Origin of the sequence: Thioalkalivibrio sp. ALE30 (assembly GCF_000377465.1) — a bacterium.
Lineage (GTDB): Bacteria > Pseudomonadota > Gammaproteobacteria > Ectothiorhodospirales > Ectothiorhodospiraceae > Thioalkalivibrio.
Genome location: NZ_KB898173.1, coordinates 53,077 through 77,839 on the forward strand (window position 1 = coordinate 53,077; position 24,763 = coordinate 77,839).

Annotated in this window: 21 protein-coding genes; 4 read left to right on the forward strand and 17 right to left on the reverse strand. The window is 67.7% G+C overall.

Translation table 11 applies throughout. The annotated features are described in order from the left end of the window. Positions 1–44: 44 nt before the first annotated feature. The 4 genes from glmM to rlmE all read right to left on the reverse strand — a co-directional run bounded on the left by glmM (position 45) and on the right by rlmE (position 4,991). A complete protein-coding gene (gene glmM, locus D107_RS0109405; RefSeq protein ID WP_018867788.1) occupies positions 45–1,385 on the reverse strand; it encodes a phosphoglucosamine mutase in 1,341 nt (446 codons plus the stop codon). Continuing rightward, positions 1,385–2,278, reverse strand: coding sequence for a dihydropteroate synthase (gene folP, locus D107_RS0109410; RefSeq protein WP_018867787.1), 894 nt, complete (start codon positions 2,276–2,278; stop codon positions 1,385–1,387). Before folP ends, glmM begins: the two co-directional genes overlap by 1 nt. 79 nt (positions 2,279–2,357) lie before the next feature. After that, complete coding sequence (gene ftsH, locus D107_RS0109415) at positions 2,358–4,322, reverse strand: ATP-dependent zinc metalloprotease FtsH (RefSeq protein WP_018875886.1); 1,965 nt, start codon at positions 4,320–4,322, stop codon at positions 2,358–2,360. Between the two features lie 42 nt (positions 4,323–4,364). Next, the gene (rlmE, locus tag D107_RS0109420; RefSeq protein WP_018867785.1) at positions 4,365–4,991 is read right to left on the reverse strand and encodes a 23S rRNA (uridine(2552)-2'-O)-methyltransferase RlmE; all 627 of its coding nucleotides are present in this window, start codon (positions 4,989–4,991) and stop codon (positions 4,365–4,367) included. Positions 4,992–5,059: 68 nt separating this feature from the next. Here rlmE and yhbY point away from each other — a divergent pair, with 68 nt between their 5' ends. Continuing rightward, a complete protein-coding gene (gene yhbY, locus D107_RS0109425) occupies positions 5,060–5,359 on the forward strand; it encodes a ribosome assembly RNA-binding protein YhbY (protein WP_018867784.1) in 300 nt (99 codons plus the stop codon). Between the two features lie 18 nt (positions 5,360–5,377). Here the strand turns inward: yhbY and greA are convergent, their stop codons facing one another. From greA to D107_RS0109475, 10 genes are all read right to left on the reverse strand, one after another. After that, positions 5,378–5,857: a transcription elongation factor GreA gene (gene greA / locus D107_RS0109430; RefSeq protein WP_018867783.1), complete on the reverse strand. Its 480-nt coding sequence runs from the start codon at positions 5,855–5,857 to the stop codon at positions 5,378–5,380. Continuing rightward, positions 5,854–9,087, reverse strand: a complete 3,234-nt coding sequence (carB, locus tag D107_RS0109435) for a carbamoyl-phosphate synthase large subunit (RefSeq protein ID WP_018881328.1) — start codon at positions 9,085–9,087, stop codon at positions 5,854–5,856. Before carB ends, greA begins: the two co-directional genes overlap by 4 nt. Before the next feature lie 49 nt (positions 9,088–9,136). After that, entirely contained in the window at positions 9,137–10,270 is a 1,134-nt protein-coding gene (carA, locus tag D107_RS0109440) for a glutamine-hydrolyzing carbamoyl-phosphate synthase small subunit (RefSeq protein WP_018881329.1), read from the reverse strand. Positions 10,271–11,428: 1,158 nt separating this feature from the next. Beyond that, positions 11,429–12,037: a Holliday junction branch migration protein RuvA gene (gene ruvA, locus D107_RS0109445; protein WP_018867436.1), complete on the reverse strand. Its 609-nt coding sequence runs from the start codon at positions 12,035–12,037 to the stop codon at positions 11,429–11,431. Then, positions 12,034–12,549, reverse strand: coding sequence for a crossover junction endodeoxyribonuclease RuvC (gene ruvC / locus D107_RS0109450; RefSeq protein ID WP_026279293.1), 516 nt, complete (start codon positions 12,547–12,549; stop codon positions 12,034–12,036). Before ruvC ends, ruvA begins: the two co-directional genes overlap by 4 nt. 21 nt (positions 12,550–12,570) lie before the next feature. Beyond that, on the reverse strand, positions 12,571–13,311 hold the full coding sequence (locus D107_RS0109455; protein ID WP_018877156.1) for a YebC/PmpR family DNA-binding transcriptional regulator: 741 nt from the start codon (positions 13,309–13,311) through the stop codon (positions 12,571–12,573). A gap of 323 nt (positions 13,312–13,634) precedes the next feature. Then, on the reverse strand, positions 13,635–14,264 hold the full coding sequence (locus D107_RS0109460) for a triacylglycerol lipase (protein WP_018881330.1): 630 nt from the start codon (positions 14,262–14,264) through the stop codon (positions 13,635–13,637). 21 nt (positions 14,265–14,285) lie between these two features. Continuing rightward, positions 14,286–16,070 carry an aspartate--tRNA ligase gene (gene aspS / locus D107_RS0109465; protein ID WP_018881331.1) on the reverse strand — a complete coding sequence of 595 codons (1,785 nt, stop codon included), beginning with the start codon at positions 16,068–16,070 and terminating at the stop codon, positions 14,286–14,288. Between the two features lie 119 nt (positions 16,071–16,189). Next, positions 16,190–16,840: a DUF502 domain-containing protein gene (locus D107_RS0109470; protein WP_018867441.1), complete on the reverse strand. Its 651-nt coding sequence runs from the start codon at positions 16,838–16,840 to the stop codon at positions 16,190–16,192. A 3-nt stretch (positions 16,841–16,843) separates the two neighbouring features. Then, on the reverse strand, positions 16,844–17,107 hold the full coding sequence (locus D107_RS0109475; protein WP_018867442.1) for an FmdB family zinc ribbon protein: 264 nt from the start codon (positions 17,105–17,107) through the stop codon (positions 16,844–16,846). Between the two features lie 167 nt (positions 17,108–17,274). Here D107_RS0109475 and D107_RS0109480 point away from each other — a divergent pair, with 167 nt between their 5' ends. Genes D107_RS0109480 through D107_RS0109490 form a run of 3 tightly spaced genes read left to right on the forward strand, consistent with a single transcriptional unit; the run spans position 17,275 to position 19,913 of the window. Beyond that, complete coding sequence (locus D107_RS0109480) at positions 17,275–17,652, forward strand: DsrE family protein (RefSeq protein WP_018867443.1); 378 nt, start codon at positions 17,275–17,277, stop codon at positions 17,650–17,652. A 10-nt stretch (positions 17,653–17,662) separates the two neighbouring features. Continuing rightward, complete coding sequence (locus tag D107_RS0109485; protein WP_018867444.1) at positions 17,663–18,517, forward strand: SDR family oxidoreductase; 855 nt, start codon at positions 17,663–17,665, stop codon at positions 18,515–18,517. 19 nt (positions 18,518–18,536) lie between these two features. Next, positions 18,537–19,913, forward strand: a complete 1,377-nt coding sequence (locus D107_RS0109490; protein ID WP_018881332.1) for a nucleoside recognition domain-containing protein — start codon at positions 18,537–18,539, stop codon at positions 19,911–19,913. Positions 19,914–19,936: 23 nt separating this feature from the next. Here D107_RS0109490 and D107_RS0109495 read toward each other — a convergent pair whose 3' ends face one another. From D107_RS0109495 to D107_RS0109505, 3 genes are read right to left on the reverse strand one after another with little or no spacing between them, the layout of a single operon-like run. Next, positions 19,937–23,692: a PAS domain-containing protein gene (locus D107_RS0109495; RefSeq protein WP_018881333.1), complete on the reverse strand. Its 3,756-nt coding sequence runs from the start codon at positions 23,690–23,692 to the stop codon at positions 19,937–19,939. 28 nt (positions 23,693–23,720) lie between these two features. Further along, a complete protein-coding gene (locus D107_RS0109500; RefSeq protein WP_017941374.1) occupies positions 23,721–23,927 on the reverse strand; it encodes a hypothetical protein in 207 nt (68 codons plus the stop codon). Between the two features lie 42 nt (positions 23,928–23,969). After that, a complete protein-coding gene (locus D107_RS0109505) occupies positions 23,970–24,188 on the reverse strand; it encodes a hypothetical protein (protein WP_018867447.1) in 219 nt (72 codons plus the stop codon). Between the last annotated feature and the right edge of the window lie 575 nt (positions 24,189–24,763).

The window sequence follows — 24,763 nt, forward strand, 5'->3', positions numbered from 1 at the left end:
GCGCGGGGTGACGCAGGGAGAGCCGCCCGCGGGCGCCGAGGGCGTCAGATCGCCGCGCGGATACTGTCGGCGATGCGCTCAGCGGCCGAGCGGGTCTCGTTCGCGTCCTCGCCCTCGACCATCACCCGCACCAGCGGTTCGGTACCCGAGGGACGCAGCAGCACTCGGCCGCGCTGGCCCAGCTGGCCCTCGACCGCGGCAACCTCCGCGCGTACCGGCTCGGCCTCCAGGCAGCCCGAAGCGGCACCGCTGACGGGCACATTGATCAGGCACTGCGGGAGCTTGGGGATCGCACCGGCCAGCGCCGACAGCGGCTGGCCGGTGCGATGCATCAGGTGGGCGACCTGCAGCGCCGCGACCGTGCCATCACCGGTCGTGGTGTGCTCGAGGCAGACGATGTGGCCCGACCCCTCGCCACCCAGGGTCCAGTCGCGACGCCGGAGCTCCTCCAGCACGTAGCGATCCCCGACCTTCGCGCGCACGAACGGGATGCCGGCGCCATTCAGGGCCTGCTCCAGGCCGAGGTTGGTCATCAGCGTCCCGACCACCCCACCATCGAAGCCCCCGCTCTGCTGCCGCGCCAGCGCCAGGATGCCGAGGATCTGATCGCCGTCCACGACCGTGCCATCGGCATCGGCCAGGATCACGCGGTCACCATCGCCGTCCAGGGCAATCCCGAGGTCCGCCCCGCTGGCGCGCACCTGCGCCGCCACCTTCTCGGGGTACAGGGCGCCCACGCCCTCGTTGATGTTGTAGCCGTCAGGACTCGCGCCAAGGATCTCGACACGGGCGCCCAGCTCCTCGAATACATGCGGGGAGACGTTGTAGGTGGCCCCATGGGCGCAGTCGATCACCACCTTCATGCCGCGCAACTCGGAGCGCGCCGGGATGGCGCTCTTGCAGAACTCCACATAGCGCCCGGCCGCATCGCTGATGCGCACGGCCTTGCCCAGTCGCGCCGCGTCGATCGGCTGCGCCGGCTGATCCAGGCGCGCCTCGATCGCGGCCTCGGTCGCATCCGGCAGCTTGTCGCCCTCGGGCGTGAAGAACTTGAACCCGTTGTCGTGGAACGGGTTGTGCGAGGCACTGATCACGATGCCCGCGGTCGCACGGAAGGTATGGGTCAGGTAGGCGATCGCGGGCGTGGGCATCGGCCCCAGCAGCGCGACATCCAGCCCGGCGGCCGACAGCCCGGCCTCCAGCGCCGACTCGAACATGTAGCCGGACACCCGCGTGTCCTTGCCCACCAGCACCGGGCCCTGGCGCTGGCCGTTCTCGCCCAGCACCTCGCCCACGGCATACCCCAACCGCAGCGCAAACTCCGGCGTCATGGGCCACTCGCCGGTGCGCCCGCGAATCCCGTCCGTCCCGAAATACTTGCCCATCAGTTCCCTCGATTGTCCTGCTCTTCGCCGCCATCCGGCCGCAACTCCGAGTATAGCGCCAGCGCGTCGCGGGTCGCCGAGACGTTGTGCACACGCAGGACACGCGCCCCGGCCTGCGCCGCCAGCATCGCCGCCACGGCACTCCCCGGGTCCCGCTCGGCGACCGGGCGATCCCCCAGCAACTGGCCGATCATCGATTTGCGCGAAACGCCGACCAGCAACGGCAGGCCGGCCCCGGCCAGATGAGGCAGGCCACGAAACAGGGCGACGTTGTGCGCCAGGGTCTTGCCAAAGCCGAACCCCGGGTCTAGCAGGATCTGGCCTCGCGGCACGCCGGCGGCCCGCAATTCGCGCACCCGCTGGTCCAAAAAGGCCGCGATCTCGGTCACCACGTCGTCGTAATGCGGCGCACGCTGCATCGACTGCGGCTCGCCCTGCATATGCATCGCGCAAAGCGCCACGCCATCCTCGCGCGCCGCCTCGACCGCCGCCTCCAGGGCCCCCTCGGCTCGGAAGCCGTTGACGTCGTTGAGCAACCCGGCGCCGGCCGCGACCGCCTCGCGCATCAACGCCGGCTTCATCGTATCCACGGACAGCGGCACACCGATTTCCGCGTGCAGCGCCTCGATCACCGGCAGCACCCGGCGGCGCTCCTCCTCCAGTGGTACCGGCTCCGCGCCGGGACGCGTGGACTCACCCCCCACATCGAGGAGATCCGCCCCCTCCGCGACCATGGCGCGGGCGCGCGCCAGGGCCTCTTCGACCCGGGCATATTGCCCGCCATCGGAGAACGAGTCCGGGGTCACATTGAGGATACCCATGATGCGTGGCCGCCCCAGGTCCAGGCGGCGCGCTCCGCATTGCAGCACGGGTGCATCGGTCGGCACGATCATTCTCCTTTGCTACCAACGAAAAAGGCCGCCAGGAAAGGGCCTGGCGGCCTGGGTTCGACGCGTCGGCGGGGGGGCCCGCTCAGGACTGCGGCGCGGGCCCGCCTACAACACCCTTGTTGTCGTCGTCATCACGACCTTCGGAGCCGTCACCCGAGCCACTGGCGTCGGACTCCTCGCCGGCCTGCGCGGTACCGCCGGGGCCGCCGCCGCTGTCCCAGTCGGCGGGTTCGCGGGGTTCGCGCCCGGCCATGATGTCCTCGATCTGCTTGTCGTCGATGGTCTCGTACTTCACTAGTGCCTGGGCCATCGCATGCAGCTTGTCGATGTTATCCACCAGGATCTGCTTCGCGTGCTGGTAATTCGTGTCGATGATCTGGCGCACCTCGGCGTCGATCTCGCGCGCGGTCTCGTCGGACATCGGCTTGGACTTGCCCATCTGCCCGCCCAGGAAGGGATGCCCCTCTTCCTCGCCGTAGTCCAGCGGGCCCAGCTTGTCCGACAGGCCCCACTTGGTGACCATATTGCGCGCGATCTGGGTGGCACGCTCGATGTCGTTGGAGGCCCCGGTGGTCACCTTGTCGTTGCCGAAGATGATCTCTTCCGCCAGCCGCCCGCCGAACAGGCTCGCCAGCTGGCTTTCCAGACGCGTCTTCGAGTGGCTGTAGCGGTCTTCCTCCGGCAGGAACATGGTCACCCCGAGGGCGCGCCCGCGCGGGATGATGCTGACCTTGTACACCGGGTCATGCTCCGGCACCGTCAGGCCGACGATCGCATGCCCGGCCTCGTGATAGGCGGTCAGCTTCTTCTCGTCCTCGGACATCACCATGGACTTGCGCTCGGCACCCATCATGATCTTGTCCTTGGCGCGCTCGAAGTCGGACATATCCACCAGGCGCTTGTTGGCCCGGGCCGCGAACAACGCCGCCTCGTTGACCAGGTTGGCCAGATCCGCCCCGGAGAAGCCCGGCGTACCGCGGGCAATCAGGTCCGGGCGCACATCCTCCGCGATCGGGGTCTTCTTCATGTGGACCTTGAGGATCTGCTCGCGGCCGCGCACGTCCGGCGGCGGCACCACCACCTGGCGGTCGAAGCGGCCCGGGCGCAGCAGCGCCGGGTCCAGCACGTCCGGGCGGTTGGTCGCGGCGATCACGATGACCCCCTCGGTGCCCTCGAAGCCGTCCATCTCGACCAGCAGCTGGTTCAGCGTCTGCTCGCGCTCGTCGTGACCACCGCCCATGCCGGCGCCGCGCTGGCGACCGACCGCATCGATCTCGTCGATGAAGATAATGCAGGGAGCGTGCTTCTTGGCCTCGGAGAACATGTCTCGCACGCGCGAGGCGCCCACGCCGACGAACATCTCGACGAAGTCGGAACCGGAGATGCTGAAGAACGGCACCTTGGCCTCGCCGGCGATGGCCTTGGCCAGCAGCGTCTTGCCGGTACCCGGAGAGCCCACCATCAGCACGCCACGCGGGATCTGGCCGCCGAGTTTCTGGAACTTGGACGGGTCGCGCAGGAAGTCCACCAGTTCGGTGACCTCTTCCTTGGCCTCGTCGCAGCCGGCCACGTCACCGAAGCCGACCTTGACCTGGTCCTCCGACATCAGCTTGGCCTTGGACTTGCCGAAGGACATCGCGCCCTTGCCGCCGGCGCCACCGCCCTGCATCTGGCGCATGAAGTAGATCCACACGGCGATCAGCAGCAGGATCGGGAACCAGCTGATCAGGATGCTCATCAGCAGGGAACGCTCGGCCTCCTCGTGGGCATTGACCTCCACATTGTTCTGCAGCAGGTCGCCGATCAGGCCCGGGTCGTTCGGATTCACCGTGGTGAATCGCTGGCCTTCCAGCGTGGTGCCCTCGATCTTCTCGCCCTTGATGGTCACGTTATCCACGCGCCCGCCCTGCACATCGCGGATGAACTCGGAGTAGGTAATGCTCCGCACATCCTGCGTCTGCTGCTGTGGGCCGAAGTTGTTGAAGACAGACATCAGGACGACGGCAATCACCGCCCAGATGATCAGGTTCTTGGCCAGACCGTTCAAAACGACACCTCGAAAAACATCAATCGTCAGTTGCAGGCAGCTTTACACATCCCGGGGCTCGCGTGCCAATACATACACTTCCCGTGACCGAGGCCGCGAGGCCTTCGGTTTGCGCACCTTGACCGAGCGAAACCGGCGGCGCACCTCGGCCAGGTAGGCATCGGAACCTTCGCCCTGAAACAGCTTGACCAGAAAAGCCCCCCGGGGGTTCAGAATCTGGGTGGCCAACTCCAGCGCCAGTTCACACAGATGGATGGAACGCGGCTGATCCACGGCATCCGTACCGGTCAGGTTGGGGGCCATATCGGAAAGCACAAGGTCGGCCGGCTCGTCCCCGAGCGCGCTCAGGATCGCATCCAGCACGGCGTCCTCGCGGAAGTCGCCGGTCACGATCTCCGCGCCCGGCACGGGATCCATGGGCAGGATATCGGTCGCGACCAGGACCCCTTTGCGCCCGATTTTCTGCGCGGCGTACTGGGTCCAGCCGCCCGGCGCCGCACCCAGGTCCACCACGCGCATCCCGGGCTTCAGCAGCCGGTCGCGCTCGTCGAGCTCCTGCAGCTTGTAGACCGCGCGCCCGCGGTAGCCCTCCTGCTGGGCCCGCTGGACGTAGGGGTCATCGAAATGTTCCTTCAGCCAGCGCTGGCTGGAGCGGCTACGCTTGGGCATGCCCGATCCTTGCGCCGGCACTCGGCGTGCTACAATTTTGGCTTTCCAACACCGAAAAACGGCCTCCCGTGAATCTGACCGACGCGCAACGCCGCCACCTGCGCAGCCTCGCCCATCCCCGCAAACCCGTCGTGACCATTGGCCGCAACGGGCTGACCGACGCGGTGCTGGCGGAACTGGAACTGGCGCTCACCCACCACGAACTGGTCAAGATCAAGGTGAATATCGGGGATCGCGAGGCCCGCAACGGGGCCGTCGAGGAACTGTGCGAGCGCACCGGCGCCGAGCGGATTCAGCGCATCGGTCATGTCGCCACCCTGTTCCGGCGCAACCCGGAGGACCCGAAGGTCTCGCTGGACCCGGCCTGACAGCCGGATACGGCGGCGTCAGTTGACGTAGCGGACCTCCAGGATCTCGTACTCCGTCTCCCCGCCCGGGGCCTGCACGGTGACCACATCGCCCTCTTCCTTACCGATCAGCGCCCGCGCGATCGGGGAAGACACCGAGATCATGTTGTTCTTGATGTCGGCCTCGTCCTCGCCCACGATCTTGTAGGTCACCTGGCGCCCGTCCTCGGTCGCCTCCAGCACCACCGTGGTGCCGAACACGACCTTGCCGGTCTGCGGCAGGGCCGTGACGTCGATGATCTGGGCATTGGAGAGCTTCGCCTCCAGCTCGCGGATGCGGCCCTCGATGAAGCTCTGCTGCTCGCGCGCGGCGTGATACTCGGCGTTCTCCTTGAGGTCACCATGCTCGCGCGCCTCGGAGATCGCGTTGACCACGCGCGGGCGGTCCTCGCCCTTCAGCTTCTTCAGCTCTTCCTTCATCTTTTCCGCGCCAGTCACGGTCAAGGGCGTCTTGTTCATGCGCTTTTCCCTCCGAGATTTTCCTGGTGGAGGTCCTGCAGCCGGAAGACGTCGTTCGCCCCCAGATGATCCAGGGCCTGCACGGTGGCCTTGGCCCCAGCAATGGTGGTGGTATAGCCCACCTTGTGCATCAGCGCCTCGCGGCGGATGGTGTAGGAGTCGGAGGTCGACTGCTTGCCCTCCACGGTGTTGATGATGAAGCTGATCTCGTCGTTCTTGATCATGTCCACGATATGCGGACGACCCTCGGTGACCTTGTTCACGCGGGTCACCGCGATCCCGGCCTCCTCCAGCACGTTCGCCGTGCCCCGGGTGGCCAGAACCTCGAAACCCAGCTCGACCAGGCGGCGCGCGACTTCACCCACCAGCGGCTTGTCGATCTCGCGCACGGACACGAAGGCCTTGCCGGTGGACGGCAGCAGCACGCCCGCCCCCAGCTGGCTCTTGGCGAAGGCCTCGGCGAAGCTGCGACCGACCCCCATCACCTCGCCGGTGGACTTCATCTCCGGCCCCAGGATCGGGTCCACGCCCTGGAACTTGGCGAACGGGAACACCGATTCCTTTACCGAGTAGTAATCGGGGTAGACCGCATCGCCCACGCCCTGCTCGGGCAGGGTCTGCCCGGCCATGCAGCGGGCGGCAATCTTGGCCAGCGGCCGGCCGACGCTCTTGGAGACATACGGCACGGTGCGCGAGGCGCGCGGATTGACCTCCAGCACGTAGATATCGTCGCCCTTGATCGCGAACTGGGTGTTCATCAGGCCGACGACCTTGAGCCCCAGCGCCATCTTGCGCACCTGCTCGACCATCGCGTCCTGTAGCGCCATCGACAGCGAGAACGGCGGCAGCGAACAGGCGGAGTCGCCCGAGTGCACGCCGGCCTGCTCAATGTGTTCCATGATCCCGCCGATGATCACGTTCTCGCCATCCGAGATGGCATCGACATCAACCTCGATCGCGTCATCCAGGAAGCGATCCAGCAGCACCGGGGCATCGTTGGAGACGGACACCGCGTTCTGCATGTAGCTGCGCAGGTCCTCGCGGTCGCGCACGATCTCCATCGCGCGGCCACCGAGCACGTAGGACGGACGCACCACCAGTGGGTAGCCGATCTCGTCGGCCAGCTTCTCCGCCTCTTCCTCGCTGCGCGCGGTGCGGTTCGGCGGCTGCTTGAGTCCCAGCTTGTTCAGCAGGGCCTGGAAGCGTTCGCGGTCCTCGGCCAGGTCGATCGAGTCCGGGCTGGTGCCGATAATCGGCACCCCGGCCGCCTCGAGATCCCGCGCCAGCTTCAGCGGGGTCTGCCCGCCGTACTGCACGATCACGCCGGCCGGGTTCTCGGTCGCCACGACCTCCAGCACGTCTTCCAGCGTCAGGGGCTCGAAGTACAGGCGATCCGAGGTGTCGTAGTCGGTGGAGACCGTCTCCGGGTTGCAGTTGACCATGATGGTCTCGTAGCCATCCTCGCGCATGGCGAGTGCGGCATGCACGCAGCAGTAGTCGAACTCGATGCCCTGGCCGATGCGGTTCGGCCCGCCGCCCAGGACCATGATCTTCTGCTTGTCGGTCGGCTCCGCCTCGTTCTCCTCTTCATAGGAGGAGTACATGTAGGCGGTGGTGGTTGCGAACTCGGCCGCGCAGGTGTCCACCCGCTTGTACACCGGGCGCACGCCCAGGCCGTGGCGGTGCTTGCGCACGGCCTTTTCGGTCTCGTTGAGGATCGTCGCCAGGCGCAGGTCGGAGAAGCCGCGCTGCTTCAGGCGGTACATCTCCTCGGCCTTGATGTCGCCCAGGATGCGGTCGCGCAGGCCCTTCTCGACATCCACCAGCTCCTGGATCTGGGCCAGGAACCAGGGGTCGATCGCCGTCAGGTCGAAGATGTCCTGGATCGAGAAGCCGGCACGGAAGGCGTCGGCCACGTACAGCACCTGCTCCGGGCTGGGATTGGCGAGCTTGGTGCGCAGCTGGTCCACCACGTCGTCGGCTTGCAGGTCGATGCGCTCGTCGAGGCCGTCCATGCCGGTCTCCATCGAGCGCAGAGCCTTCTGGAACGACTCCTGGAAGGTGCGGCCGATGGCCATGGCCTCGCCCACCGCCTTCATCTGCGTGGTCAGCCGCGCCTCGGCCTGCGGGAATTTCTCGAAGGTGAAGCGCGGGATCTTGGTGACCACGTAGTCGATGGACGGCTCGAACGAGGCCGGGGTCAGCCCGCCGGTGATCTCGTTTTTCAGCTCGTCGAGGGTGTAGCCCACCGCCAGCTTGGCCGCGACCTTGGCGATCGGGAAGCCGGTCGCCTTGGAGGCCAGCGCGGAGGAACGCGACACCCGCGGGTTCATCTCGATCACGATCATGCGCCCGTTCTCGGGGTTGATCGCGAACTGCACGTTGGAGCCGCCGGTTTCCACGCCGATCTTGCGCAGCACCGCCAGCGAGGCGTCGCGCATGATCTGGTATTCCTTGTCGGTCAGGGTCTGCGCCGGGGCCACAGTGATCGAGTCCCCGGTGTGGATGCCCATCGGGTCCAGGTTCTCGATGGAGCAGATGATGATGCAGTTGTCCGCCTTGTCGCGGACCACCTCCATCTCGAACTCCTTCCAGCCAAGCGCCGATTCCTCCAGCAACACCTGGTTTACCGGCGAGAGGTCGAGCCCGTTCTTGACAATGTACTCGAACTCCTCGCGGTTGTAGGCGATACCGCCCCCCGAGCCGCCGAGGGTGAACGACGGGCGGATGATTACCGGGAAGCCGATCTTCGGCTGGATCTCCTGCGCCTCCTCCCAGGAGTGCGCGAGCATCGCGGTCGGGGTGTCCAGACCGATATCGGCCATCGCCGCCTTGAAGTGATCGCGGTCCTCGGCCATGTCGATCGCCGCCTCGTTGGCGCCGATCATCTCCACCCCGAACTTCTCGAGCACGCCTTCCTTCGACAGGTCCAGCGCGCAGTTCAGCGCGGTCTGACCGCCCATGGTCGGCAGCACCGCATCCGGGCGCTCCTTCTCGATGATCTTGGCGACCGTCTCCCACTCCACCGGCTCGATGTAGGTGGCATCCGCCATCTCCGGATCGGTCATGATGGTCGCCGGATTGGAGTTCACCAGGATCACCCGGTAACCCTCCTCGCGCAGGGCCTTGCAGGCCTGGGCGCCGGAGTAGTCGAACTCGCAGGCCTGACCGATCACGATCGGGCCGGCCCCGAGGATCAGGATGCTCTGGATGTCGGTACGCTTGGGCATGTGACGGCTCTCGCAGGCTGTCGATATCGGAAATTCGGGAGGAGGAGCTTTAGCGACGCGCGGCGCGCATCATCTCGACGAAGTCGTCGAACGCCGGGGACACGTCGTGGGGGCCCGGGCTGGCTTCGGGGTGTCCCTGCAGGCTGAAGGCCGGGCAGTCGGTGCGGGCGATCCCCTGCAGCGTGCCGTCGAACAGCGACCGGTAGGTCGGCGTCAGCGTATCGGGCAGGTTGTCCTCGTCGATCGCAAAGCCGTGATTCTGCGACGAGATCATCACCCGCCCGCTTTCCTCGTGGCGGATCGGGTGGTTCGCCCCGTGATGGCCGAACTTCATCTTCACGCTCTTGCCGCCGCTGGCAATGCCCAGCAGTTGGTGCCCGAGGCAGATACCGAACAGCGGCAGCTTGCGCTCGCAGATGTCGCGGATCGCATCGATCGCGTAGGTGCAGGGCTCGGGGTCGCCTGGGCCGTTGGACAGGAACACCCCGTCGGGTTTCAGCTCCATGACCTCGGCCACCGGAGTCTCGGCCGGCACCACGGTCACGCGACAACCCCGGTCCGCCAGCTTGCGCAGGATGTTCTGCTTCATGCCGAAGTCGTAGGCCACCACATGAAATTCAGCCTGCTCCGGGTCCACCCGGGCCGGCTCTTCGCCGAGCTGCCAGGTGCCCTCCAGCCATTCGTAGCGGCTGCGCGTGGTGACCTCGCGCGCCAGGTCCATGCCCTTGATGCCGGGAAACTCGCGCGCGGCGGCCAGGGCCGCTTGCTCGTCCACCTCACCGGCCTGGATGCAGCCGTTCAGCGCGCCCTTCTCGCGCAGAATGCGGGTCAGTTTGCGGGTATCGATCCCGCTGATCGCCACGATGCCGTGGCGCAGCAGGTAATCCGGCAAGGATTCGCGCGAGCGCCAGTTCGACACCAGCGGCGGCAGGTCACGGATGATCAGCCCGGCCGCATGGGCGCGGGCGGACTCGTCATCCTCCGGATTGGTCCCGGTGTTGCCGATATGCGGATAAGTCAGCGTGACCATCTGCCGGTGGTAGGAGGGATCCGTGAGGATCTCCTGATAACCGGTCATCGCGGTGTTGAACACCACCTCGCCGACCGTCTGGCCCTGGGCGCCAATCGCCTGACCATGAAACACAGTGCCATCTTCCAGGACGAGCAGAGCGGGCGCGGACACAGGGGACCTCCGGATGGTCTGGGTCGGGGCCGCCAGGCGGTTCGCCGGCGGCGGTACTGCGATCGATTCGGGTCTTTGACCCGGCCTCGCCCGCACCGTTTCAACAGGGACGGGACCCTGTTCTGGACAACGGTTCGGTGCTCGCGGGACGGGTACGGATACGCCTTCAAGTGTACGCGAGCGCCGCGCGCGGCGTCCAACGAGATGCCCGCTTGCGACGTCATCCGCCTCTCCGCTCCAGCCTGGCGATCCCTCACTCTTGGGCGTTGATGGCTGGCCCCCGTTCGTCACCCGGTGTTTCGCCTGCCTTGTTGTGGCTGGCCCTGGCTCGGCCTCCGGTGTTTACGGTGCCTTCGGTCCGCATACTGCCTGGCGCTGACTCGCCAGCGCGCCCCGAGGTCCTTTCTTGCTTGCCCAAGAAAGTACCCAAAGAAGGGCACCCGGATTTCGCCCGGGAACCTCGCTCCGGACGTGCTGGGCCGGCGGCGCTGAACTCGCTGCGCCTTCGGCTCCGCTCAGACATCCAGCGCCTTCTCCCGGCCCATCACGCCCTCCGCGAGGGGCTCCATACGGGAGGCGAAGGTCAAGACAGAAGGATTTCCGACCCCACGACACAACAACGGCCTTGCCGTCCGACAGCCCCCGGCGCCCGCTAGCGGGCGCGGCACGCAACGGCCGAAGGCCGAGCGTGCCCAGATGTCCGAAGACCTAGCCTTCGTCCACTCGCAGTATCGTCGGGACGGCCGTTGTTTTGACCTGCCTCCCCGTTGTCGTCGCGCTGAGCGGAGAGGGTTTTCGCGGGACGATTCAAAATAGAAACGGGGGCGCTGGATGTCTGAGCGGAGCGCAGCGTAGCGAGTTCAGCGCCGCCCGCGAAAACCCTCGGAGCGAGGGAAACCCCGGACCGCGCAGCGGGCCGGGGTCGCGGCAGTCGGGCGTGTTTCTTGGGTACTTCTTTGCACGAGCAAAGAAGCCCGTTTTTGATCAACAACGGGCGCGGCGCGCTGGCGAGTCAGCGCCAGGCAGTATGCGGACCGAAGGCACCGTAAACACCGGAGGCCGAACCAGGACCAGCCACCACGAGGCAGGCGGCGGACCGAAAGCACATAAACGCTGACGACCACGCTGTCCCTGCCAGGATCACCGCGGATTCGCGCGCTAGCGCTTGACGGTAGAGCGCAGCGCGAGACGCACCAGCGTCTCCACCGAGTCGGCCTGGTCGCGGACCGCCGCAACCATCTTCTCGGCACTGGCCCGCGGATAGCCAAGGGACTCCAGCGCGGCCAGGGCCTCGCCCTCCATCGCGGCAGCCGGCGTGGGCTCGCTGCCCGCCGCCGCCCCGGCGGGCGCGGCGGCAAAGCCCATCTCGGCCAGGCGCTCGCCCAGCTCCAGCACCACCCGTTCGGCGGTGCGCTTGCCGATACCCGGCACCTTGGCCAGGCCTGTCACGTCACCACCACTGATCAGGCCCGCCAGCTCGTCGCCGGCGTAGGTCGAAAGCATGGCCAGCGCCAGTTTGGCACCGATACCGTTGACGCGGATCAGACGGCGGAACAGGTCGCGGTCACGCTTGTTCAGGAATCCGAAGAGCTGGTGGGCATCCTCGCGCACCACCAGGTGGGTCGCCAGCACGACCGTCTCGCCGGGTTCCGGCAGGGCCGCCAGCGTGGACAGCGGGACATCCACCTCGTAACCAACCCCGCCGGCGTCGATCACCACGCCGTTCACCTCGCGGCTGATCAGCCGCCCCTCCAGTCGGGCGATCATGGGCGCCCCCCGATCATCGCAGCAGCCGAGCCCTGCAGGCGCGCCTCGTTCTGCCGGGTGTGGGCGTGGCAGAGCGCGACGGCCAGGGCGTCGGCGGCGTCGCTGCTGGCCGGTTCGGCCAGACGTAACAGTTGCTGCATCATGTGCTGGACCTGCTCCTTGTCCGCGCCACCGACACCGACCACGGCCAGCTTGATCGCGCGCGGGGCGTATTCGTGTACCGGCAGACCGGCCTGGGTGGCAGCGCAGATGGCCGCGCCACGGGCGTGCCCCAGCTTGATCGCGGACTGGGCATTGCGGGCGACGAACACCGACTCGATGGCCAGTACGTCGGGCTTCAGCTCGTCGATCACCTCGACCACGCCGGCGAAGATCTCGCCCAGGCGCTCGGGGAAGGCCTTCGCCTTCGGCCGGATCACGCCGTGGCCGCAGGAACGGCCGCGGCTGCGATCAAACTCGATGACCGCGAAGCCGGTCACGCGGGAGCCGGGGTCGATCCCGAGGATGCGCACGCCGCTCACGCTGCGGCCGGTTCAGTCACCGCTGACTTCTTCGGGGAAGTCGGCGTTGGTGTAGACGTTCTGCACGTCGTCCAGATCATCGAGCATGTCCAGCAGCTTCAGGACCGACTCGGCGGTCTCCGCATCCAGCGGGGCCAGGGTCTCCGGCCGCCAGGTGACCTCGGCGTTTTCCGGCTCCAGGCCGCGCTCCGTCAGTGCGGCGCGCACGTCCTGATAGGTCTCCGGCTCGGTAATCACCTCGATCGCACCGTCGTCCTCGACCTGGACGTCCTCGGCCCCGCCCTCCAGCGCGGCCTCCATCACCACCTCGTCATCCAGGCCCGGGGCGAAACGGATCACGCCCTTGTTCTGGAACAGGTAGGCGACCGAGCCGTCGGTGCCGAGGTTGCCGCCCATCTTGGAGAAAGCATGCCGCACCTCGGCAACCGTGCGGTTGCGGTTGTCAGTCATGCAGTCGACCAGGATGGCCGCACCGCCAGGCCCATAGCCCTCGTAGCGGATCTCCTCGACGTTGTCGCCATCGGTCTCGCCGGCGCCACGCTTGGCGGCCCGCTCGATGGTGTCGCGGGTCATGTTGGAACCCAGCGCCTTGTCGATCGCCAGGCGCAGGCGCGGGTTGGTCTCCGGGTCCGAGCCGCCCTGGCGGGCGGCCACGGTGATCTCGCGGATCAGCTTGGTGAAGAGTTTGCCGCGCTTGGCGTCCTGGGCGTTCTTGCGATGCTGGATATTCGCCCACTTGCTGTGGCCTGCCATTCGGTCACGACTCCTTGAGTTGGGTTCGGTTATGCCGACCCGGCATGCCGCCGGGCACCGGAATGCGCACAGTCTAATCGCTGGGGCCGCGCTAATCACGAATGCGGGCGGCATGCCCCTGCCGTGGTCCCTTCGTCATTGCGGGGCCGCGCAGGGGCGGTGAACGGCCGCAGGCCGGCTCGAAGGGCGCGCGCAGCGAGTAACCTCCGGACCGAACCCCCGACGCCCGCCCGGGCCAGCGCCGGGGCCAGCCACGGAGATCGCCACGGCGCTCCGCGCCTCGCGATGACCGCGGTGGTCGGGCTTGACGGGCCCGTCCGGCGTCAGGGCAGAAACTCGCCCGCCTCCAGGAAGTGCAGGGTCTCGCGCGCCACGACGGTGTCGAACAGCATGCCCATATGCGTCACCGGCAGGGTCAGGTGACGCGAGACGTCGGGGCCCCGCGTCTCGTCCACCGCGACCAGGCCATCATGGGGATGCGGCAGGCGCGCAATCAACGGGCCCGGCCCGAACGGCCGGCTGCCGGCCAGCATGCCGATGTCGCGCCCGCGCAGGATCGGGCTCCCACCGAGCAGGCCGCGTTCCAGGGGCGCGCCCAGCCACCAGTGCCCGGCCCGGTTGCGCGCCAGCCGGGCCGCCACGCGGCTGCCAGCCAGGGGCGAACCCAGCATCACGATGCGGCCGGGACGCTGCACGGGCGCGACCTCGAACAGGTGGCGCACCACCACGCCGCCCAGGCTGTGGGCGACCAGGTGCACGAGGTCGCCGGGGACGTCGTCGAGAAAGGCCGCCAGCGCGCGCCCCGCCTGCTCCGGCGTCTGGCGCCGCGAGGCGTAGCGGAAGGGGTGAACCGCGTGACCGGCCGCGCGCAGGCGCCGGGCGAGCAGGGCCATCTCCAGGCCGGACATATGCCAGCCATGGACCGTAACCACACTGGTACGCATGCCGGCCATGGTGAACGACCGGCCCGTTGCCTACCCGGCCTGTTGCGTAGCGCTGGCGCGCAGGCGGATGCCCAGCTCGCGCAGCTGCTTCTCGCCGACCGGCGCCGGGGCGTCGGTCAGCAGGCAGGCGGCCGTCTGGGTCTTGGGGAAGGCCATTACGTCGCGAATGGAGTGGGCGCCGCTCATCAGCATCACCAGGCGGTCCAGGCCGAAGGCCAGGCCGCCGTGCGGCGGGGCACCGAACTCCAGCGCATCCAGCAGGAAGCCGAATTTCTCGCGGGCCTCGTCCTCGCCGATACCCAGGGCCTCGAACGCAGCCTGCTGCATCTCGGGGTTGTGGATACGGATGGAGCCACCGCCCACTTCGGTGCCGTTGAGCACCATGTCGTAGGCACGGGACAGGGCCTCGCGCGGGTTATTGCGCAGCGCGTCCGGGCTGTCCACCGCCGGGGCAGTGAACGGGTGATGCAGGGCGTACAGGCGCTTGTCCTCGTCGTCGTACTCGAACATCGGGAAGTCGACGACCCACAGCGGCTGCCAGCCCGCCTCGACCAGCTCGAGGTCGTGGCCGAGCTTCACGCGCAACGCGCCGATCGCCTCGTTGACCACAGAGGCCTTGTCCGCACCGAAGAAGATCAGGTCGCCGGCGGCGGCCGCGGTCTTTTCCAGGATCTGCCGGGTCACGTCCTCCGGCAGGAATTTCAGGATCGGCGACTGCAGCCCGCCCTCGATATCCGCCGGGTCGTTGACCTTGATGTAGGCCAGGCCCTTCGCGCCGTAGCGGCCGACGTACTCGGTGTAGACGTCGATCTCCTTGCGCGTGAGCTTGGCTCCGCCCGGAACGCGCAGCGCGGCCACGCGGCCCTCGGGGTCGTTCGCCGGGCCGTTGAAGACCTTGAACTCCACCGCCTGCATCACCTCGGTCAGTTCGGTGAACTCCAGCGGAATGCGCAGATCGGGCTTGTCCGACCCGAAGCGGGCCATCGCCTCGGCGTAGGCCATGCGCGGGAACGGATCGGGCAGTTCCACGCCCTGCACCTCGCGGAACAGGTGCCGGATCAGGCCCTCGGTCACGCCCATCACGTCGGCCTCGTCGACGAAGGCCATCTCCATGTCCAGCTGGGTAAACTCCGGCTGGCGATCGGCGCGCAGGTCCTCGTCGCGGAAGCAGCGGGTGATCTGGTAGTAGCGGTCCATGCCGGACATCATCAGCAGCTGCTTGAACAGCTGCGGCGACTGCGGCAGGGCAAAGAAGCTGCCCGGATGCGTGCGGCTGGGCACCAGGTAGTCGCGCGCGCCCTCCGGCGTGGCCTTGGTCAGCATCGGGGTCTCGAGGTCGAGGAAATCGCGCTCCTCGAGGAAGCGGCGCATGGCCGCGGAGACCTGCGCGCGCAGGCGCAGGCGCTCCTGCATCACCGGGCGGCGCAGGTCCACGTAGCGATAGCGCAGGCGAGTGTCCTCGCCGACATCCTCGTCGTCCAGCGGGAACGGCGGGGTCTTCGCGGCGTTCAGGACCTCCAGCTCCAGACCCAGGATCTCCACCGCGCCGGTGGACAGATCGGGGTTCTCGGTGCCCTCGGGGCGGCGGCGCACGCGGCCGGTCATGCGGATCACGAACTCGCTGCGCAGCTGCTCGGCACGCGCGAAGACGTCCTCGCGGTCGGGGTCGAACACCACCTGCACCCGACCCGTATGGTCGCGCAGATCGACGAAGATCACGCCCCCGTGGTCACGCCGGCGATTCACCCAGCCGCAAAGGGTCACCTCCGAGTCGAGTTCGTTCTCGGTGACACGTCCACACAGATGAGTTCGCATTGCGCTGTTCCAGCCGAAGGGCACGCCCGCCAGGGATCGGTGGTTCCTGAGAGGCCTGCATGGTTAGTCGGGAAAACGGGGCGCACGCGACGTCCGCACCCGCGAAAAGGCCGGAAATCTTACGATTTGCCCTGCCCTTGCGCAACCGGAGCCGGGGCCTCTTCAGGTCCTTTCAGGGGCGTGACGACCCCCATGGACATCACGAACTTGAGGCCGTCCTCCACCGTCATGTCGAGTTCAATCGCCTCTTCGCGCGGGACCATCAGCACGAAGCCCGAGGTCGGGTTGGGGGTCGTCGGGACGAATACGGTGATTACCTCGTGCTCGGTGCGCTCCTGCACCTCGCCGGTGCCGACGCCGGTCATGAACCCGACCGACCACAGGCCGCGGCGCGGGTATTCGATCAGCATCACCTTGCGGAAGGCCTGGCCGCCATCCGCCAGTACCGTCTCGGTCACCTTCTTCACCGCCCCGTAGATCGAGTTAACCAGCGGGATGCGGTGCACGATGGACTCGCCCAGCGCGACCAGCTTGCGCCCGACGATGTTGGCCACGATCACCCCGGTGACGAACACCACGACGATCGCGACCACGATCCCCACGCCCGGGATGGAAAAGCCCAGCAGCGCCTCCGGCCGCCAGCCCGGCGGCAGGAGGAGGATGGTGAAGTCCAGCAGGTCGACCAGCAGCTTGATAATGAAGCCGGTGACGATCAGTGGCAGCCAGACCAGCAGCCCTGCAATCAGGTAGCGGCGCAGGGAGACCAGCATGGGTCAGGTGCTGGCCGCGGCCTTGCTCGTGGAGGTATCGGACTTGCCGGCGCCACCGCCCGAATCCTTCAGGTTGCGCTTGCCGTCCTTCTTGAAATCGGTCTCGTACCAGCCGCCCCCGGCCAGGCGGAAACCGGCGGCGGAGACCTGCTTGGTCAGGGCCTCGGCACCGCACTCGGGGCAGGTGGTGGCGGGCGGGTCGGAGATCTTCTGCAGGATCTCGGAGATCTCGCCGCAATCCTTGCACTGGTATTCATAGATGGGCATGGCTGGAATCCTCGGAACACATCCGCGAAAACACGGGTTGAGGCGTATTATGCGGCCGTTCGCCGGGAATAAAAGGCCTTCCGCACCGACAGGCGGTGTTTGCGCCGCGCGGCCGCAGCGCGGATGATTCGCCCCATACCCGAATGTACTGCCCGCAAGGACCTGCCATGGCCGAAAAGATCGTGATCATGCTGCTCAATCTGGACCTCGACCGCCCCGGCACCCTGGGCGCCCCGTTCTTCCAGGCCACCGTCGCCGCCGCGATGGATCTCGAGGTCGAGATCTACTTCGCCGCCGGCACCACGCGCCTGCTGCGCGCGGGCGTGGCGGACCAGATCTACCCCGGCGAGGCGAAGGAGAAATCCGTCTACAGCTTCATGCAGGACGCCCACGAGGCCGGCTGCGCCTTCTACGCCTGCGCCGGTGCAATGGACGAAAACGGACTGACCCTGGACAACGCGGTCCCGGAACTGGACGGGATGCGCGGCGGCGGCGCCTTCATCGGCGAGGTCGTTGAGGACGGCGTCGCCACCCTCACCTACTGATCCGGCCGCCATGAGCGAACCCTCCCAGCGCGCGGTCCTGATCACCGGCTGCTCCAGCGGCATCGGTGCCTGCACCGCGGGCATGCTGCGCGAACGCGGCTACCGGGTCTTCGCCACCGCCCGGCGCAGCGAGGATGTCGCGCGGCTGAAGAAGGACGGCTTCGAGGCATTGCAGCTGGACCTGGATGACTCCGCCAGCATCCACAGCGCAGTCACCGAGATTCTGCACCGCACCGACGGCCACCTCTACGGCCTGTTCAACAACGGCGCCTATGGTCAGCCCGGCGCGGTGGAGGACCTCAATCGCGCCACCCTGCGCGCACAACTGGAGACCAACGTGCTTGGCTGGCTGGAGCTGACGAATGCCGTGCTGCCCGCCATGCGCCGCGCCGGCGAGGGCCGCATCATCCAGAACAGCTCGGTCCTTGGGCTGGTCGCCCTGCGCCTGCGCGGCGCCTACGTGACCTCCAAGTTCGCGATCGAGGGCATGAGCGACACCCTGCGCCAGGAACTGCACGGCACGGGTATCCATGTCTCGCTGATCGAGCCGGGCCCGATCCGCAGCGAATTCCGCGCCAACGCCCTGAAGGCCTTCCGCTACCACATCCAGCGCGAGCACAGCCCTTGGCAGGAGACCTACCGTGCCGCCGAGGCCCGCATGGCGGACGCCGAGTCCGATGCGCCGTTCACACTGGGGCCCGAGGCGGTCGCGCGCTGTGTGGTGCACGCCCTGGAGGCCCGCCGGCCACGGGTGCGCTATCACGTGACCTTCCCCACCCGGTTGTTCGCCTTCCTCAAGTGGCTGCTCCCGGCGCGGGCGCTGGATGCTGTGCTGCGCGGTGTATCACGCGGAGAGAACCGCTGACCGTGGCAAACTGCGCCGCATGAACCTGATCTTTCTCGCCCTGATCGTGATCGCCGTGGCAACGGCCGCGATCCGCGAGATCCGCTCCACCGACCCGGACGAGCAGCCGATGCAGGCGCTGTCCGAGGGCGCAATCGACGCGGCCGGCTCCGCGGTGGAACTGGCGCTGGGCCTGGTCGGGGTGATGGCACTGTTCCTCGGCCTGATGAAGATCGCCGAGGCCGGCGGCTTGCTTACCGTGCTGGCCCGCCTGCTGCGGCCGCTGATGACCCGCCTGTTCCCGTCGGTCCCGCCGGAGCACCCGGCGATGGGCGCGATGATCCTGAACTTCTCCGCCAACATCCTGGGGTTGGGCAATGCCGCGACCCCGTTCGGCATCCGCGCGATGCAGGAGCTGGAGAAGCTGAACCCGCACCCGGGCACCGCCACCAATGCGATGGCCCTGTTCCTGGCGATCAACACCTCCAGCATTACATTGCTGCCCACCGGGGTCATCGCGCTGCGCGCCAGCCTTGGCTCCGAGGCCCCGGCGGCGATCCTGCCGACCACGCTGTTCGCCACGCTGTTCGCGACCATCGCCGGCATCACCAGCGCCCTGATCCTGCAGCGCTATTTCCGCAGCCCGGCGCCGACCCGATCGATCGACCCGGACGCCGCCGATCGCGACGGCGCCACGGACCTGGACGACACGGTTCGCGCGACCGAGTCCCGCAGCGCCCCGTCCGACGCCGAAGCGGGCGCGACCGAAGAACCCGCCCCGGAGCAGCAACCGATGAACATCGAGGTGCCCACCGAGGGCTACCCGGCCTGGGTCTCGCTGACGGTACTGGCCGGGGTGCTCGCGATCATCCCGCTGACCATCCTCTACGGCCAGGCGATCGCCCCCTGGATCATCCCGGGGCTGGTAGTCGGCTTCCTGTCCTACGGGGTGATCCGCGGCGTGCCGGTCTACGAGGTCTTCGTCGAGGGGGCCAAGGAGGGCTTCAACGTGGCCCTGCGCATCATCCCCTACCTGGTGGCGATCCTGGTCGCGGTGGGGATGCTGCGCGAGAGCGGTGCTTTAGGCATGTTCGTCGGGCTGGTCGGGCCGCTGACCACGCCCTTTGGCCTGCCGGCCGAGGCCCTGCCGATGGCCCTGCTGCGCCCGCTGTCCGGCTCCGGCGCCTATGGCATCATGGCCGGCATCATGCAGGACCCGGCCACCGGGCCGGACACCCACGTCGGCATCCTGGTCTCCACCCTGCAGGGCTCGACCGAGACCACCTTCTACGTGCTCGCGGTGTACTTCGGCGCAATCGGCATCAAGCGCGTGCGCCACACTCTGGCGGCCGCGCTGACCGCGGACGCCGTCGCCGTGGCCGCGGCGATCGCGATCGTCGCATTCCTCTTTCTTTGAGAATCGCCGACGCGCGCGGCGGCTCAGCCGCTCGCGCGACCCGCGGCACAGCGCTGCAGCGCGCCCAGCAGATCGCTCGCCCCGATCGGCTTGGTGAGCAGAGCATCAAAGCCGGCCGCCGCCACCCGCTCGCGCGTGGCCTCGGTGGCATCGGCCGTCACCGCGATCACCGGGATCGCCGCCAGCGCCGCCTCGGCGCGCAGCGCGCGCAGCACCTGAAAGCCGTCCATCACCGGCAGATTCAGATCGAGCAGGACAAGCCCCGGCGGGTCCCGCAGGGCCATGTCCAGGCCCGCCACGGCGGAGTCCGCCACCCGGCAGTCGCTCACCCCCTGCTGCCTCAGCATCTCGCGCAGCAGACGCTGATTGGCGGCATGATCCTCGATGCAGAGCACCCGGCAACCCTCCCGGATCGCAACGTCCGAGGCTGCGGCCGCGGGCGGGAGGTGCTCCTGCGCCGCGGGCAGACGGAACCAGAAGGTGCTGCCCGTACCCGGTATGCTGTCGACGCCGATCTCGCCGTCCATCAGCTCCACCAGGTTGCGGGTCACCGCAAGGCCCACCCCGCTCCCCTCGATTCCCTGCTCCTCGGCCACCAGGCGCTCGAAGGGCTGGAACAGCCGCTGGCACTGCTCCGGCGTCAGCCCCGGCCCGTCGTCTTGCACCGCGATCCGCACGCCGGAGCCCTCGTGTTCGCAGGTCACGCGCACGCGCCCGCCCGGCCGGTTGTACTTGACCGCGTTGGACAACAGGTTCAGGAGTACCTGCCTCAAACGCCGGGGGTCGGCCTGCACCATCAGCGTCGGCAGGGGCTCCGCTGCGAGCACCACGCGATGCTCGCGCGCCAGGGGCTCCAGCAGGGACAGGCATTCATCCAGTAGCGGGTCCACGGCGACTGGTTCCGGCTCCACCTGCATGCGCCCCGCCTCGATCCGCGCCAGGTCCAGGATCTCGTTGATCAGGTCCAGCAGATGGCGCCCGGCGCGCATGATTTCATCGAGATGGCCGCGCTGGTGTTCATCCAGAGCCGGATCGCGCTCCAGCAGCTGGGCAAACCCGAGAACCGCGTTCATCGGCGTGCGCAGCTCGTGGCTCATGTTGGACAGAAAATCCGACTTGGCCCGGTTGGCCGCCTCGGCCGCCTCGCGCGCACGGTGCAGCTCGGCGCGACGACGCAGCTCGTCGGTGAAGTCGCTGAAGATATTGAAGCCGTATTGCGGTTCGCCGCGATCGTCGAGGACGACCCCGATGTTGCTGACGGTGATAAACACCGCCCCATTGGCGCAGCGGTGGGGTAGCTTTCCGGCCCAGGAACCGCCTTCGGAAAGCACCCGGTCGATCTCCCGCGCCTCCTCTTCGGAGTCCTCGGGGATGATATCCATCTCGCGGAAGCTCCGGCCCAGCATCTCGCTCGACTCGTAGCCCACCATCTCGCGCGCGGCGGCATTCACGTAGACGAAGCGGCCCGCACGGTCCACTACCGCGATGCCCTGCCCGGAGGACTCGAAGATGCGCTGGAACAGGGCCAGATGTTCCTGGGCCTCGTGCAGTTCGGTGATGTCCTGCAGGCTCCCGGCGATGTGCGCGGGTCGGCCCTCTGCATCCAGGCTGACACTGGCGATGACGTGGACAAAGCGGGTCCGCCCGTCCCGGAATTGCACCCGGTGACCGAGTTCGTGGTGTCCGGCCGCATTCAGGCCCTGCAGAAAGGCCGTCACCGGCTCGCGATCCTCCGGGTGCACCAGCGCCAGGTATGCGTCGCGCCCGAAGGACGCATCCCCCGCATCCGCCTCGAAGATCTCGTGGATGACCCGCGACCATGTGATCGCCCCGCTTTGCGGGTCCATCTCCCAGTTGCCGATGCGCGCCAGGCGCTGCGATTCCAGCAGCCGGGTAGACAGCTGGGACAATGCCAGTTCCGAGGTCTTGCGCTTGGTGATGTCCTGCATCACACCCAGCATGTACAGAACCTCGCCGTCCTGATCCCGGACCACGTCGCCGCGCTCGAGCAGCCAGTGCTCCGAGCCGTCGGGCCAGATGACGCGATGCTCCAGTTCAAGATAGGACCCGCGACGCAGACTGCTGGCGATCGCATTGCGCACCCGGATGCGATCGTCGGGGTGCACCGCCTGCACGAAATTGGCGACCGTGGGTTCCAGCCCGCCCTCGGGATAGCCCAGAAGCGGCGGGATGCGCTCCGACCAGCCCAGCGCCTCGCGGTTCGGCGCCCATTCCCAGGTCCCCATGTTGGCGAAGATCTGGCTGGAGCGCAGGCGGTGCTCCTGATGCTTCACGTGGGTGATCTCGGTGCGGATCGACACGTACTGGTAGGGGCGCCCGTTGCTCCCGAGATACGGGACGATGGTGGTCTCCACCCAGTACAGCGAGCCGTCGCGCGCACGATTGCACATTTCGCCCTGCCAGACGCGCCCGGACGCGATGGTGGACCAGAGCTCGGCATAGAATTCCGGTGGATGCTGGCCGGACTTCAGGATGCGGTGATTGCGGCCCATCAGCTCGGACACCGCATAGCCGCTGACCCGGGAAAAGCGCTCGTTGGCGTAGACGATGTTGCCGGCCACGTCCGCGATACTGACCAGGGCATGTTCGTTGACGGCCACATGCTCGCGTTCGCGCTCGTACAGGGCATCGCGATAGGACTGGCTGACCCCGTCGATCTGGCGCATCTGGCGCGCCCGCGCGGCAATCGCGGCCTGGATACGGGCTGGCTCCACGGGCTTCAGAAACACCCCCGCCACACCGGGGTGCACCGTCATCAGGGCGTTGATCCGTCCGGGGTCCTCGGTCAGGAACAGCAGCGGAACCGCCCCCCCGTTGTCCCGAGTACGCAGCAGCGCGACAAACGATTCCGCCGGTTCGTCCAGCCCCTGCAGATCGAGGACCACCACATCGGCGCCGATCTCGCCCAGCCGGAGGCGCGCATCCTCCGGGTCGGACACCGTCGATACCTCCAGCCCGGAAGCGGCCAGATGATGAGCGAGTTCGCTGTCCGCCTCCCCGGCGACCAGCAGCACGCGATAATCCGACTCCACGATTACGCCGCCGATCTGCATCAGCTGCTCGACCAGGGTGTCGGTTACCAGGGGGTGATCGAGGCAGCGCGTCACCCCCTGGCGCACGCATTCGAGGCGGGCGCCGGGACTCCAGGCCTGAGCGACGGCCAGCACCGGAAGCCCGCTGGCCAGCGCAGACGCCAGCCCCGGCAAGCCGCCCCCGTCCGCCGCGACCACGTCGGCACACAGCACCACTGCGGAAAGCGGCTCGTCGTCGGCCACGGCAACCTCGCCCCGGGTTACACGAAAACCCTGGTCGGCCAGCATGCGGGCCACCGCCTCGCCGACCGCGCCGCCGTCGTCGATCAGGCGGACTCGTGACTCCGCCGGACGCCCCCCCACAGGCTGCATGCGCGCCTGCGCCGCCGGCGGCGCCCGCTGCCGATAGGCCTCCACGGCCGTGGCCAGGCGGCGCACCCCCGCGACAATCAGGTCACGATCCGGTCCGGGCGGGGCCCGGCGTACGCCGGCCACGGCGGCCCGCAGGGATTCCGCCGCGCCGCGGATCAAGCCGACATCGAAGACCTGCCCCGACTGCGCCAGCGCCTGGGCCTCGCGGTACAGGGTGATCAGGCGTTCGCCATCCGCAAACGTGCCGTCGAGCTGACCGGACAGGGCCTCCAGATCCGCGACCCGCTGCCCCAGTGACTCGAGGAATTCGCCCCGCAGGCGTGCCAGCCCCGGCGATGCCGGGGCTGGTGTCACGAGAGGCGTACGTGACGGATGCACCGAATCAGTTCGGCGGGCCGCCCGGATTGATGTCCTTGTCCTTGACGATGAAGTAGACCCCAATCGCCGCCAGGCCCATCCACATCAGCAGTGCAAACACCCCGAGGATCTCCCAGAGCGTCACGAAGAAGAACAGCATGATGGCGGCGGCGCCAAGGAAGATGTTGCCGATCACGAAATTGGACGGCCGGCGGGAATCATTGTCGGGCATGGAGCACTCCGGTACGGGTGCCAGGGACGGCACCGGGCAGGGCTATTGCTTCTTGTAGGGGGCGAAGTCGAACTGCCCGGCGGTCATGTCGTCCCACAGATCGCTCTGCAGCACGGCCAGCAGCTTGAACAGCTTGCGCAGTTCGGGGTCATCCATGAAGCGCTGGTCCTCGCTGGCCTTCAGCGTCTCGACCAGGGTGGCGCACTGTTCGCGGCTGATTCCGAGGACGTTCAGGCCCTCTTCTCCCATCTCGACATCCATCGAGCGTCTCCGGTTCGGTTAAGTGGCACCGATTGTAGCCGCATGCCGGCACACGGCGAAAACACCGGAACGGGATCCTGTCATTGCCAGGCCCCACGTGTTGGAGCGAGGCAGCGCCCGCCCCCCACAACGTCATTGCGAGGAGCGCAGCGACGAAGCAATCCCCGCCCGGAACCACCGGATCGCTGACACTGGCACTCTGCCAGCTTCAGGAGGTTGCCGCGTCGCCTTCGGCTCCTCGCAATGACGGTGCCCGGCACGGCGCTCGTGCCACGACCCCTTGCAGGGCTTCGCTAGGGAAACACTGATCAATGTACACGCTCGCGCTCGAGTCGCTTTTGCGTGCGAACAAGGCGCGGTGACTGCCGTGCATTCATTCTGCACAAGGGAGCCGCAACGCCGTGCGCGCGCAAAAGCGGCCGAGCCCCGTGGGGTTGGTGCCCCAGGTTCCCCGATCCAGCGTTGCGTCGCTTGCGGGTAGGACCACTACCCGCTGCGCGACGCGCCTTGTCTCGAAAAACCTGGGGTACCAACGCGAGTGTGTACCTTGATCAGTGTTTCCCTAGGACAGGGTC